The sequence below is a fragment of the Bacillus sp. FJAT-47783 genome, assembly GCF_022808615.1.
Classification (GTDB): Bacteria; Bacillota; Bacilli; order Bacillales; family Aeribacillaceae; genus Bacillus_BZ.
Window position 1 is genome coordinate 35,565 of the sequence record NZ_JAKZKS010000027.1, and the last position, 12,774, is coordinate 48,338.

General features: G+C 34.0%; 12 protein-coding genes and 2 pseudogenes. 3 read left to right on the top strand and 11 right to left on the bottom strand.

The window, feature by feature from the left end; translation table 11 throughout:
• The first annotated feature begins 23 nt into the window (after positions 1-23).
• Positions 24-389, top strand: a complete 366-nt coding sequence (locus MLD65_RS15605) for a PH domain-containing protein (RefSeq protein WP_243292783.1) — start codon at positions 24-26, stop codon at positions 387-389.
• Between the two features lie 425 nt (positions 390-814).
• Here the strand turns inward: MLD65_RS15605 and MLD65_RS15610 are convergent.
• The 11 genes and pseudogenes from MLD65_RS15610 to MLD65_RS15660 all read right to left on the bottom strand — a co-directional run bounded on the left by MLD65_RS15610 (position 815) and on the right by MLD65_RS15660 (position 10,995).
• Positions 815-3,718, bottom strand: a pseudogene (locus MLD65_RS15610) (DEAD/DEAH box helicase).
• A gap of 664 nt (positions 3,719-4,382) precedes the next feature.
• The gene (locus MLD65_RS15615; RefSeq protein ID WP_243292784.1) at positions 4,383-4,820 is read right to left on the bottom strand and encodes a hypothetical protein; all 438 of its coding nucleotides are present in this window, start codon (positions 4,818-4,820) and stop codon (positions 4,383-4,385) included.
• 20 nt (positions 4,821-4,840) lie between these two features.
• Positions 4,841-5,632 (bottom strand): hypothetical protein, encoded by a 792-nt coding sequence (locus tag MLD65_RS15620; RefSeq protein WP_243292785.1) that lies wholly within the window; start codon positions 5,630-5,632, stop codon positions 4,841-4,843.
• Between the two features lie 59 nt (positions 5,633-5,691).
• On the bottom strand, positions 5,692-6,390 hold the full coding sequence (locus tag MLD65_RS15625; protein WP_243292786.1) for a hypothetical protein: 699 nt from the start codon (positions 6,388-6,390) through the stop codon (positions 5,692-5,694).
• A gap of 20 nt (positions 6,391-6,410) precedes the next feature.
• The gene (locus MLD65_RS15630; protein WP_243292787.1) at positions 6,411-7,850 is read right to left on the bottom strand and encodes an LXG domain-containing protein; all 1,440 of its coding nucleotides are present in this window, start codon (positions 7,848-7,850) and stop codon (positions 6,411-6,413) included.
• Positions 7,844-8,140: a YwqI/YxiC family protein gene (locus MLD65_RS15635; RefSeq protein WP_243292788.1), complete on the bottom strand. Its 297-nt coding sequence runs from the start codon at positions 8,138-8,140 to the stop codon at positions 7,844-7,846. Before MLD65_RS15635 ends, MLD65_RS15630 begins: the two co-directional genes overlap by 7 nt.
• Before the next feature lie 65 nt (positions 8,141-8,205).
• A complete protein-coding gene (locus MLD65_RS15640) occupies positions 8,206-8,568 on the bottom strand; it encodes a YwqH-like family protein (protein ID WP_243292789.1) in 363 nt (120 codons plus the stop codon).
• Positions 8,569-9,099: 531 nt separating this feature from the next.
• Positions 9,100-9,504 (bottom strand): (deoxy)nucleoside triphosphate pyrophosphohydrolase, encoded by a 405-nt coding sequence (locus MLD65_RS15645; protein WP_243292790.1) that lies wholly within the window; start codon positions 9,502-9,504, stop codon positions 9,100-9,102.
• A 280-nt stretch (positions 9,505-9,784) separates the two neighbouring features.
• Positions 9,785-9,946, bottom strand: a pseudogene (locus MLD65_RS15650) (type I restriction-modification system subunit M N-terminal domain-containing protein); the annotation flags it as partial.
• Positions 9,947-10,143: 197 nt separating this feature from the next.
• Positions 10,144-10,512: a hypothetical protein gene (locus MLD65_RS15655; protein WP_243292791.1), complete on the bottom strand. Its 369-nt coding sequence runs from the start codon at positions 10,510-10,512 to the stop codon at positions 10,144-10,146.
• 114 nt (positions 10,513-10,626) lie between these two features.
• A complete protein-coding gene (locus tag MLD65_RS15660) occupies positions 10,627-10,995 on the bottom strand; it encodes a hypothetical protein (RefSeq protein ID WP_243292792.1) in 369 nt (122 codons plus the stop codon).
• 336 nt (positions 10,996-11,331) lie between these two features.
• Between MLD65_RS15660 and MLD65_RS15665 the strand changes: the two genes are divergently transcribed.
• Positions 11,332-11,880: a GNAT family N-acetyltransferase gene (locus tag MLD65_RS15665; RefSeq protein WP_243292793.1), complete on the top strand. Its 549-nt coding sequence runs from the start codon at positions 11,332-11,334 to the stop codon at positions 11,878-11,880.
• 25 nt (positions 11,881-11,905) lie between these two features.
• Positions 11,906-12,652, top strand: a complete 747-nt coding sequence (locus MLD65_RS15670) for a helix-turn-helix domain-containing protein (RefSeq protein ID WP_243292794.1) — start codon at positions 11,906-11,908, stop codon at positions 12,650-12,652.
• Positions 12,653-12,774 lie beyond the last annotated feature (122 nt).

The window sequence follows — 12,774 nt, forward strand, 5'->3', positions numbered from 1 at the left end:
CATTATTTGGAGGTCGAGTGCTTATGGCGGATGTTAGTACAATTATGTCGTGGACTTTCTATGAGGAAGTTCCTGTACCTAGAGAAATAGAAGAAATACTAATTGACGATGAATCAGTAGAAGTAGCTTATAAGACCGTAAGAGACGTAGCTGTCGTAACAAATAAGCGCTTCATTATTGCAGATCGTCAGGGACTAACAGGGAAAAAAGTTGAAATTTACACAATCCCCTTTAACTCTATTATCATGTATTCAAGTGAAAATGGTGGTATGCTAGACGCTAATGCAGAATTGGAATTATGGACGAAAGCCGGTTGTTTTAAATTAAACTTGAATAAGAAAGTAAATATTCGAAAGCTTGATCGGATCATCGCTAAACATATTTTATAACAGCATTGAAATCTCAATGCTCTTAATCTGTAACCTTCTATTTTAATTTTTCTGGAAAGTTGGCAACTATTTTGGGTGCCAACTTTTTATTATAATAAAGCTTTTATACTGGCATTAGCCAAATTGGGAGATAAGCTCTTTCATCTGGAATGAAGAAACGTAAATGCGAAACAATAGGTGTAACGTTCATTATTCTCAATAATTTTTCAATCGTTGTTCTTAAAAGTGCTTCAGCTTTATCTTGACGCTGAGTGAAATACTTGACTGTCCACGATCTACAATGGATTCCATGTGAACAACCTTTCTAACTATAGTTTACTCTCAAACTCAAAATAAATTATGCCTGATCCCACTATCAATGTACTTAGGTTCTTAAATATAAAAACGAAGCTCTTTTTACGTAGCTTCGCTTTTATATTTAGCTATTAATTGTTACCAATGTTCTTAATATAGTGATATAACTGATGTTGAACAGGGTTCGCCATCACCATATTCATATGTACCACTGGGATATCCTTCTCTTTTTTATCTTTCATCGTTGTTTGTTCGATACTAGATGGATCAGGGACCGCTTTTCCTAAATAATAAAAGTCCCTTCCTTCATCATCATCCTTTTTCACAAACATATGAATATCGATTCCATTCTTTTCTGCTTCTATAATCGTTTGCACTTCTTTTGACTTTAGTGTTCGATTGCTTCTTGTATACCATTTGAACAAATCTGGACTGAGAAATTCATCACCGTAATTTACACTAGAATCAATTTCATCCTGTTTATGATAGGTAACGAATATAATACAAGATTGGTATTTTGTTTTATAGCCATAAACAGTGGAGCTTTCATCTTTTTCCCAATTTAATAGCTTACATGCATCTTTTCGCGAATACTTTTGATATAACGTGAAAGGTTCGTCACTGCGAAACGTTTTATTTTTCTCTATCCCACTTTTAATAATATCTTGGACCAATTCCTTAAAATATTGATTTTCACTTAAACTAGCTCGTAGCGTGGGATTAAGTATATACTTTTTATCTGCCGTCAATTTAATGATTGGTTGCTCCCCGTATTTCTTTTGATGACTTCGCGTGAAAAACGATAAATCAAATATACGTTGAACGGAGGCGATAACCGATTCATCTGTTGAACAATTCGATTCTCGTAAATAAACAAGATACTTATCGAATTCCACTTCTCCTTCAGCAAGTAGCATCTCTAATAAAAGTAGTTCATGCTTCCGTTTTCCATCCAACACTTCTTGTGACAGCATCGTTAATACTTGATTTTCATAAACCGATATGACTGGGATATCTTCATTAAGTTTCAATAAAAATTGATAATAATTGCTATGTTCATTTACAATTACGAGCGGGTCTATTGAATGATTTGTGATGAAATCATACAAAAAAGGAATTTTTCCTAGTCGATTTTTTAACTCATTAAATGCTTCTCTTAGCATTGCTAATTTGGTTAGTCGGGTATCTTTAATCGATCGCAAAATTTGTTTCTTAGCGACTTCCTCAAAGTGAATCGTTGACACGCCTTTAATATAGCTTGTATCAATCATCTTTCTGCGAATATTGTCTTTATTTTGTGTTCGATCACCTGATAGTGCGACTGGAATTAAGTAATTATTTTTATAATTACCGATAAAATCGATAATCGTTACATAGTTCTTCGATTCGTGCTTACGGAGGCCTCTTCCAAGCTGCTGAATGAAAACAATACTCGATTGTGTTTGTCTTAACATAACAACTTGATTAATACTCGGGATATCGATTCCTTCATTAAAAATATCTACGGTTAAAATATAGTCAAGATCTCCATTTTCTAATTGGCGAACACGTCGCTCCCGTTCCTCTTGAGAATGATCCCCTGTTAAAGCGACCGTCTGATACCCCATTTCATTTAATTTTATCGAGAGTTGTTCAGCTTCTTTTTTCCTGCTGCAAAAAATCAGCCCTCTAACTTTCTCTCCAGAGAAACCGTAATATTCAATTTTTTCAACCAAATGCTGCACCCGCTCTTCCGTAACAAGCCTGGTTAAAATAGTTGCATCATTGATTATTTCCCCATTATATTCAAGGTCAGTAACACCAAAATAATGAAAAGGACACAGAATATCTTCTTCTAATGCTTCTTGCAAGCGAATTTCATAGGCAATATTGTAATCAAATAATGAATAAATATTAAAATCATCTGTCCGTTCAGGAGTAGCCGTCATTCCCATCAAAAATTGTGGTTTGAAATAATGAATAACACGATGATAGGACGAAGCCCCTGCTTTATGTACTTCATCGATTAAAATATATTCAAATGCTTCTGGATCAAATTGAGTTAAATAATGTTCTTTTGATATCGTTTGAATGGTCGCAAATAAGTATTTCGCTTCTGTTTCTTTATTCGTTCATGCCAAAATACCAAAGTCTTTACTTGGTCCACCAAGGACTTTTTGAAAATCCTCTTTCGCTTTATGCAAAATTTGTTCTCTATGAACAATAAACAACATCCGTTTTGGCGCAAATCGTCTTACATCAAATGCTGAAAGATAGGTTTTTCCCGTACCTTTGGCAGAGATCACTAACCCCTTTTTCTTACCTTCTAATCGAAGGGCTTCAATTTCTTGTAAAGCCGCTTGCTGCATTTTATTCGGGTGTATTTTTAGCGCTTCTTGAATAGCATTCGGTTCATAAGAGCTTGGCAACTCAATGACTTGGTCGGATAATTTTCTGTTTGAAAGCTGTTCATACACCTTTTCATAGTTTTCAATCCATTGTGCCGTTAATATGTCCGCCTCTTGCCAAACTTCTTCAAATTGTTGTTTAAAGTGATGAACGATTTCTCCATTTTCATGAGATGTAAGTTTCACATTCCATTCATAATTAACTTTTAATGCATGTGCCGTTAAATTCGAACTTCCGACAATTAATGAATAGTAGTCATTATGAGTAAAAATATATCCTTTCGAATGAAAACCTTTTAAATTCGTTAAACGTACTTCTAAATTGCTGATCTTCATGAGTTCACGGAACACTTTTGGCTGATTAAAATGTAAAAACGTTGACGTTAAAATCCGCCCGCTAATTCCTTTATGTTTCAAATCAAGAAAATGAGACTTCAACGTAGCTAATCCACTCTCTGTGATAAAAGCAACAGAAAACAGAAAGGACGTACAATGATCTAATTCCTCTAATAAAGAGGTTAAAATATATTCATTTTTCTCGGCATTATTAACTAATAACTTAGGTTTATAGTTTCCAATCTTACTAGATTGTTGATTAATAAAACCTTTATGTAAAGATGCTTCTAAACTTTGAATAAAACTACCCATTTGATCACCATTTTTTACCTTTTAGTTGTTATCCCCATTTTAATGTGAACGAGCATTGTACGCAATAGTTGTTTATCCAATTAGAGGGGGAGTTTGATTTAAGCAATAAGAAAATAAGTTAATATACCAAGTCCAAGTTACATAAACATTACACAATGGTATACAGAAACCAACAAGTCCTCTGTATGTTTACGTAAATCTGCCAATAATGTGAAGAAATGAGCAAGATCTAGGATTATACCCAATAGTCCAGTATCCGACTGAAATGGTTTTGATCCACGAATAATAAGGTTTAATCAACGCCTGTTCTGTATATTCAGCTTCAAGATGACTTGTCAGCAAATACCAACCTGGAGCTAAAAGTAACAATATACTTAGCGATCGAAAAAATTTTGTTGCCGTCGACTCTTTCTCCCTATTAAATGCTTCTTCCTTACGTTTTCTTTTCTTTTCTCCAAATCCCTTTTCTTCTTTTGTTTTTGTCTTTGTTCAAGCTTCAGATGTCTTTTTTTCTTTTTTTCATTTTATCCCCTCACTATGCGCTAAGCACCTAACCTATACTTCTTAATAAATGACGGGCGATTTGTAGAGCTTTATCAGTAAAAGATATCTTAACTCTTGCTTCATTACAAAGTAGTATAAAACACACCAGTAAATGGTGTGTTTAGTTACTCGTTTTGAGAAATTCAACTACTTCTTCCAAATCATCAGTATAGAGAAGTGTGTGACGAAAATTAAATATCGCTCTAGTTTCTGCAGCCATGTATTCAATTGGCATCAGAAGGCCAAGCATCTTTCTCCACTTATGATTCTTCTCCAGGAGCTTTTTCTCTCTTTCAATAAGTTCAGGAACCATTTCATTTACAATGAAGCATGGATCAGATAACCTTCGATTCTGAATTCGTTGATTAAGAATATTTAATTGCTTTTCATCCCATTCCTTTCTAATCAAGTCGGACGTCATCCCAACATTGTTAACGGCATCTAGAATTTTATTTGTTAGCCTATCATATTGTTCGTCCGATAGACCGTTTTCTGACATGATTCCGACGCCGTACCATTTTTTATTTAGGTCTAAATGATCTTTATTTTTAAATAGCAATGTCCTTACACACCTTCTCTTTATTTGACTGGCTGTTCCTGTTTCACACACTTTATTACATCTAGTACTTCTTTTAATATGTCTTTACTTGTTCCTTGTTTTGCTTCAAGCCACTCTTGTCCATTTCTATTCACCATCTTTAATGTCCAATTATATGATGGCGAGGCAAGAACATGAAGTCCCTCTACATTCCAACATTTATTCAACCGATAAAACATCATCATTCTCTTCGAATATTTTTTCCTTTGGATTGATTTATTGAACTGTCTAACGATCAAGCTATTACTTTTTAATTCGTTATTTTTAGACAACTCCTCTGGATTATGTATTTCACACCTTTCACAATATACTTTGTAATCATCTGGAGTAATTAGCAGGGTGTCTGTGGATCGGATTGGAAGGTTCTCTTGCCCCATCAGCATACGTGGTAAGAGAACATGATTCCAAGTCCACTCAGGAGTCCCATGGACGAGAACTAAGTATTGCTCTTCTTCTAACCTCTTGCACTCTGTGACAGCTTCCTTATTAAAATACAACAGGCTTTTGTCCAGATCATCAGTCATGGTCTCAACGATTACATTTGTCCTTGCCATCACCCACATTGAGTGAATAAATGTCTTATCAAACTTTAATTCGCTCTCTACAAAGTCAACAAAACCCAAGTTATGGAGTTTTTTAAAGGTTCTTTCCCATTCTTTCTCCATATCTTCTTTACTATGCTGTAAAAAGGGGTTTGAAATGCCGATTAGAGATTCTGCCCCTAGAATATTCATTAGTAGAAAGATATCTTTATTAGACAATATAACATTCATGGCAATTATCCCTTTCTAAATAATATTGTCCTACTTTAGAGCTAATTACGATAGGTAGCTTATTTTCTTAAGTTTTTAGGCAATCCAAAATTCGGATGAATTTTTTTTACCGTCTCGTAGTTTTTTAAAATAAAGAAATATCGGTGAATATAAACAGAACAAAACGCAGTGAAAATTGATAAGATGGATAAAAGTAAAATGAAAATCATCATTCGAACTGATTCACTGTAAATATAAGTAAGGATTAACTGTGCAATAACATAACCTAATCCAGACGCTGCAATAATGCGGGAAATATTTACATTTGCACCCTTTTGCTGAAGTTTCGCATAGGTTCCTGAATATAAAGCTTTAAGATTAACCCAATTTAGAAGACCTATCAATCCTATTAGGCATATAAGTCCAATAATAAAGGGCAGAGGTCCCTCTGTACCAATGTTTGCATACAAAAGCTTCTGGCTGACAAGAAAATATACATAGGTATTGATAACCCCATAGAAGCCGAAGAATAAATAGTAAGAACGTTCATATTTGTACGGGGCAAAAATATACAAAAATGCCCATAGGTGAATGATGGAAATTGGAATAGTAGCCGCAATAAAAAAGTCACGGGAAAATGGCTCTGCCACAATTGGTAGCAGTCCAAAAGCATCAAGAAGAATCAGAAAAAAAACAATAATATTGCTTCTGTTTTCTTTAGGAGTTTGAAACTTTAAATAAGATTTTGTAACACGGTCGATATCTAGTTGATTGTTCAAGAATGACACCTCTTACTCTATTATTTAAACCAAGAGCCTACCTTATTAATTAAGCCTGTCGTTCCTTTTTTAATCGCGTCACCGATAGAATCTGATTTTCCATCATTATCAACATCCATGAATTTAAAATCACTAAGCAAAGATGTCACCACTATCCCAGCTGCAGCTCCGGCAACAGTTCCAACAGCAAACCCCACCGGACCACCAAACGATCCGACCAAAGCTCCTATTTTTGCTCCTGTATAGGCCGCTGCTGCAATTGAAGCCCCAGCTACTACAACATCACCTGTGACATTTCCTGCAATTTCACTTCCTGTTTGATTTTTTTGGACACCATGAACAATATCTCCTGTAACTGTAACCCCTACTCCAATATAGCCAATACGATTACTAGACCATTTAAAAGAGTCTTTTACTTTAGTCATTGGATCAACTAGCTTATATAACTTGTTATAATTTGTAGCATTTGTACCTGAATAGGTTTTTTTGTTAAAGCCCCCTAATTCAGGCTTATTTACTTTTACAACGACCCTTTCTTTTCCTTGGCCCGTGACTTTAGTAGTTCTTGATACTCCAAATCCTTTGTTAGCAAGTTTTACATCTTTTGCAGCTCCATAGGCGGTAGCTGTTAGAACTCCAAGGTTAGTTCCAGCATTGACTGGCTGTTCCTTCCACTGATCAAAATTCAACCCTAATGTCGGAGTCGGATCCCATTCCATATCTGGGATATTTTGAGGATCAGCTACTTCCACCCCATTCGTTAAAACCCTCTGATTATTTGCAATTGAAGAATTTGAATTTGGATCACCTATATTCTGGTTGTTACTATAGGAGCGATTAGGAGAATACGTATCAATAGAAAGAGTGCCATTCGTAAACAACGTCTGAATCTGCTGGACATATTGTCTCATTTTTTGCAGATCCTGCTCGACTGTATCAAGAGCACTTGTCTGTTCTTGATCAAAAATATGTAACTTCTCAATTGTATGTTCCTTTTGACGTTTAGCTTCATCGACATACTGGAAAAAAGTTTGATCATCAATTCTTGGTAACTCCACAATATCTTGGACACTTAATATTGTATTGTTTGTCTCGTTCGTTAGCTCCATTGTTATGTCTCTTGTCTTGTTAAGCCCTGCTTCTAACTCGTGTTGCAAAAAACTTTGGCTGATAAATCCATCTGATCTGGGTTCAACTGATTGAATTGCATTTTTAATGCTTTTCAAAGTGGTTTCATAATGTTGAATAACCTGCTGAAAAAATACTAAAAATGACTGATGACAATCCTGATAAAAGGATCTAATGGATTGACCTCCCTTCCCTTTAAGGGAATCCTCAAGAGAAACAATCCCCCTTACAGCTTTTTCTACTTGTTTTATCTGTTCTTCCAGCTGCTTCAACTTTTCCAAAATTTGATTCAATCCGGATTGAAAAGATTGCACTTCTAACGTTTTCACCATCGTTCACCTCCTAATCTTGACTTTATACTAGAGGAAATCTGTAGATCAGCCTCTACCATCAACTGAACAGATTGGCTAGTTAATTCTTCATTCTTTAAAAGTAACACTTTATAAGCTTCCGTTAATTGGTTTATTGTTTGATTCAATTTATTCAATTTATCTACAACCTCTAGCATATTATTACCGGTAATGTCACAAGGAAACGATGCTTGGAGAGCTGTAGTAGATAATTTTAATTCAGAAAGCGCTCGCTCAATCTCATCTTGTTTGAAATTGATTTCTGCTTCCATTTCATGTACACCTCCTGTTTGGATCAGTTCAACTTTTCATATTATCGTACTATTAAATAGTTATTTTACGAATTTTTATGGATTATTTCTTCAGCAAGCTTCGCCTCAAGATCGGCTATTGTTTGCTTAGTAGAGTTAATTTCACTTTGAATTTGCTGTATTGTGTTATCCAAAGCTGTAAAAACATTACTAAATTGTTCTATCTCTATATCTAAGTAAGATTGAAGCATACCTTCCAGTCTGATCTCTTGAAACCTCGTCGCAAGTGTTCCATGCCATGTATTAGAAGAAAGATCAGGATCTGTCACATTCTGCCGATAAGAGGAATATTCCTGCTGTTTCTCAACCAGTTGTCTCTTGCAATTTTGGAGCCTCTGATACTGATTCTGCTGTTTTCTTAAAAGACTATAATAATAAGCTATAGACATTAATCTTTCACCCCATTCATATGTGATTTAAAGAGTAATATTATAATAAAAAGAATCTTTGTTATAACAATTTATTGTAATTAAATAACCTAAATGTTCTATTTGAGAATTATGGACCTTCAAAAACAAGTTCTTGACTTATATTAACTGAGAACTTATCTGTATATCTCGTTTCTGAGGTTAATTGGCACTTTCAAGAATAACGAATACGGTACTTTTTTTATCAAGAACCGAAGTTTTTGTTTTACTAATAATTTGACTCGGTATTATTAACCAATAACTTAAGTTTATAGTTTCCAATCTTACTAGATTGTTGATTAATAAAACCTTTATGTAAAGATGCTTCTAAACTTTGAATAAAACTACCCATTTGATCACCATTTTTTACCGTTTAGTTGTTATCCCCATTTTAATGTGAACAAGCATTGTACGCAATAGTTGTTTATCCAAATCGAATAGGCAACTGACCGAATAAAAAAAGAGACCATCCATAATTGGTTTAATTGAACTTATGGAATAGCCTCTCTACTTCTACTTTTTCGAAAGCTCGATCTCAGATAATTTTTCAATCGTCGGGATATCCGCTGGCGCCCAATCTAGGGACTTTAATTCATGGGGTTCTAACCATTTAACAGCCATATGCTCCGTTAACACAGGAACTCCTTCAATAATTCGGCAAGAGAAAGTCGTCAAATGAACAATTCCAAAATCATATTCGTAAACTGTATGTTCAATTTGTTCACCAATATCGATTTTACAGTCCATTTCTTCTTCAATTTCCCGACGCAATGCTTCCTCTGGTGACTCACCTTTTTCAATTTTTCCACCTGGAAACTCCCATTTCAAAGGCAATAATTTATCTTCTCCTCTTTGCGCACATAAAATTTTTCCATCTTCTATAATGACAGCACCAACAACATGCACATTCTTTTTCATTATATCCTCCTTATGTCAACAATTTTTATGTATCCACCTTTATTATACTCTGATTGAGAGGATTTTCGGTAAAAATGGGAATATTGTTTCACGTGGAACAGTCTTTGTCAACGATCCTCACTTTCTAAATGAAATATTTAACATTTAGTATGCAACCAGAAAATAATTAATACTAAATAGTAATTTCAAACTTCTGCTTTACTTTTACTTGTGATACGGTTCTCCGTAACGTTGGATAGGGTAAAATAACAACAGGAGAGGTCATTAGCCTCTCCATTACTTCAACTTGTGCTCTTCGCTTATCAAAACGTAATGATACATACCGTAGAAATATCAATGGTAATACATAATGTTTATAATCTGATGGAGTGATACTTCCTCGCATCCTAGTCGCCGCATCAAATAAGTCTTTCTGAAAATCTATATCTGCTTTTACAGCCATAATATATTATTCCTCCTCAACAACAATTTCCAACTTTATTCCTATTTTATCATAAACTTTGTCGCATAATATAATAGTTTCAATAATTGAGCGGAGCCTTTTAGTCACCTATTTTACCTATGCTTTATATGATTTTCTCTCACATGAAATCATTATGACCTGTCTTTAGTTCACCATTTCTGTCTTCAATCAAACCTTTATAAAGTTAACACTTCTTTTTGGTAATCAATTATTTCATATATGTAATTAAGTTCCTCTAAATTACAGTAATACTTATGTCCATCTTCAACAGAGATTTGCACAGGATAATGTTCACTTGTTTTATCTACTTTTACATCCATAAAACCATAAACTCCTGAATGAACAATGTCACAAATATCCTCTACATAAAAATTTCTAAGTACCATTATCAAATCCCTCTTACTAAGAATGAATTCTTCTATGTCACGACCATCATAAAGTTCAAAAAGAACCATATTGCCTGTTGCATTGGTTATCGTTACCCTAGATGCACCATTATAAAAATCATTTATTTCTACTAATTCTTCTACCTTCAATTTAAGCAATATTCACACCTCCCTCTACTGTTTACTTCAACATTTATGAGGTGATCACTGCATTTTCAGAACAAGAATTTTTTTACACATTCGGAAATTTAGTAATTAAAAAAGACAAGGGTTTTACTCCTCATCTTTGTTTAAATAAATAGGATTTAATTTTCCAACCAATTTTAAACACTCGAAAATCTCATCATCAACTAAAATATACTCACTCAAAATAGCATCTATATTTTGCTTTAGATCTTCAAAGGTTGCATAAACATTACCTCTGACCTTTGTATTAAAAACATCGGTTGTTAAAGAATTCTCTTTATTAACCATTTCCAACCTTTTGTCGAATACAAATAAAAAGTACTGATATTGAGTGAACCCCTTGTATTGCTGCCAGTTGATTCTTTTAAAGCGTGTAATCATAAAAAGGAAATTTTCGTGATGGAACTCAACAATTACATTTTCCTTTGTTTTTCTTAAGTGATTTGTTCGTTTCAAGTGTATCTCCTCCATTATCTTTTGAAAAATTTATACATAACGACTCTTCAAGATAATGGAGTAAATACCTTGATATTAAGGGCTAAATACAGAAAAAATAAATTTAATGCTTATATATAAGTAGCATACCTAAAATTGATTTCAGAGGCTGTTAACAACTGATTTTTGGGTGATATTCAAACCTATAAGACCTTTCTAATATCCCTATAATCAATTTGTAAAATTCTGTAGTTGAATAGTACCATAGATTATATAATAGATTAGATAAAAGACGAACGTATCTTCGTTTTTATATTGTTTAAATCTATTTCTAAATTATAGAACGGAGAATGTCTAATGGATTTCCTTAATGAACTTTTTAATCAAAATAGAATATCACCTTTACAACGAAAAAACGATCTTGAATACGAGGTGAAGTACCATAATAAATTGATTTCAAAAAGAGGATTTGAAATAATATCAACAATTCCAAAAGGGGAAGAAATATTAATTCTATATAGACACTTCTATGAGGACATTCCAAACCATGAAGAAACAAGCATTATTCTAGGGATAAGAGTTATTTCTAAAGATGGGACTCACTACCCTGACCCCATGTTAAAGGCTTTTTTTAATGCAGACTTTAACATGATTTCTCTAGCGGATATTGAAATTGCAGAGCCTCTTTCTAATCACGGTTATGGAAGTATACTTCTTAGCAATCTTATACAAATTGCAAAAGCAAGAAATATAAATAATATCTCAGGCTGGATATCAAATGTTGATAGTGACCATTTAGATAGATTAGTACACTTTTATAAGAAGCATGACTTCAAAGTTAGTTTGGAAGGAAAGAGGATAGACTCTCATAAAATTGGAGAATTAGTGTGGCAAAACATCTTATAAAAAGGAAGGTGGCAAATGAATAGACATGCAGTTAAATAGTTTTTCTTTTGAATTCCTTTTGGAAACCATAATTAGGGAAGAAGTTTGTACTTCGGTTAACTACTTATATCAGAGTGGACAATATATACCTAAGAAATACCTAACCATTAAAGAAGTATCCTCAATGACTGGTATCGGCTCATCCACAATACGGCAATTAACGTTTTCTAGAGCAATGCCCCATAGAAAGGTTAAATCTAGAATAATTCTAAATGAAGAGGAAATTAAAGAAACACTTGAAAATTATAAAAAATCAGGTTGGTCTGATCCAGACAATAATTGGGACGTAAAAACTGTACAGTCTGAAATTGCTAAATTTCATAAAACAAAGGAGGAACCAAAAATGATTGATGATATTCTTAGGAAAATAATAAGAGAAGAATTAGCCAGTTTCTCTAATGAAATTAAGAATTTTGCAAAAAAGGATAAAGAAAACTACTATGGCAGGACAGTTCTAACTATCAAAGAAGCAGCAAATCATTTTCGAACAAGTCCGTCTACGATATATAGTCTAATCAGAGATGATGGTATGCCTCACTTTAAAATCCATAGTCGGCATTATATTGTCCTTGAAGAGGCCGAAGCATATTTGTGGAGAGAAACTGCAAAATCTTACGCTGATGAAGGAAATATATATTGGCAGCGAATTTTACAAAGACTCGATTGGGAGGAAAGAGAAAGAAAGGCAGCATATGAGAAAGCACTCAAAAGGTTAGAAGAAAGCACCTACTAAGGGTATAGAGTAGGGTAACCTCTTTCAAGGCTACCCCCTCATCAAACCGTACGTGCCCTATTAAGGCATACGGCTTACCAACGTGTTCCTTATCATCATCAGTAGGTTGCTAATCGTTGGGC

Excerpts from the sequence above, each read along its gene's own strand:
- MLD65_RS15605 (WP_243292783.1), top strand. The coding sequence starts at position 24 with ATGGCGGATGTTAGTACAATTATGTCGTGGACTTTCTATGAGGAAGTT.
- MLD65_RS15620 (WP_243292785.1), bottom strand. The coding sequence starts at position 5,632 with ATGAATGTTATATTGTCTAATAAAGATATCTTTCTACTAATGAATATT.
- MLD65_RS15630 (WP_243292787.1), bottom strand. The coding sequence starts at position 7,850 with ATGGTGAAAACGTTAGAAGTGCAATCTTTTCAATCCGGATTGAATCAA.
- MLD65_RS15635 (WP_243292788.1), bottom strand. The coding sequence starts at position 8,140 with ATGGAAGCAGAAATCAATTTCAAACAAGATGAGATTGAGCGAGCGCTT.
- MLD65_RS15640 (WP_243292789.1), bottom strand. The coding sequence starts at position 8,568 with ATGTCTATAGCTTATTATTATAGTCTTTTAAGAAAACAGCAGAATCAG.
- MLD65_RS15645 (WP_243292790.1), bottom strand. The coding sequence starts at position 9,504 with ATGAAAAAGAATGTGCATGTTGTTGGTGCTGTCATTATAGAAGATGGA.
- MLD65_RS15665 (WP_243292793.1), top strand. The coding sequence starts at position 11,332 with ATGGATTTCCTTAATGAACTTTTTAATCAAAATAGAATATCACCTTTA.
- MLD65_RS15670 (WP_243292794.1), top strand. The coding sequence starts at position 11,906 with ATGCAGTTAAATAGTTTTTCTTTTGAATTCCTTTTGGAAACCATAATT.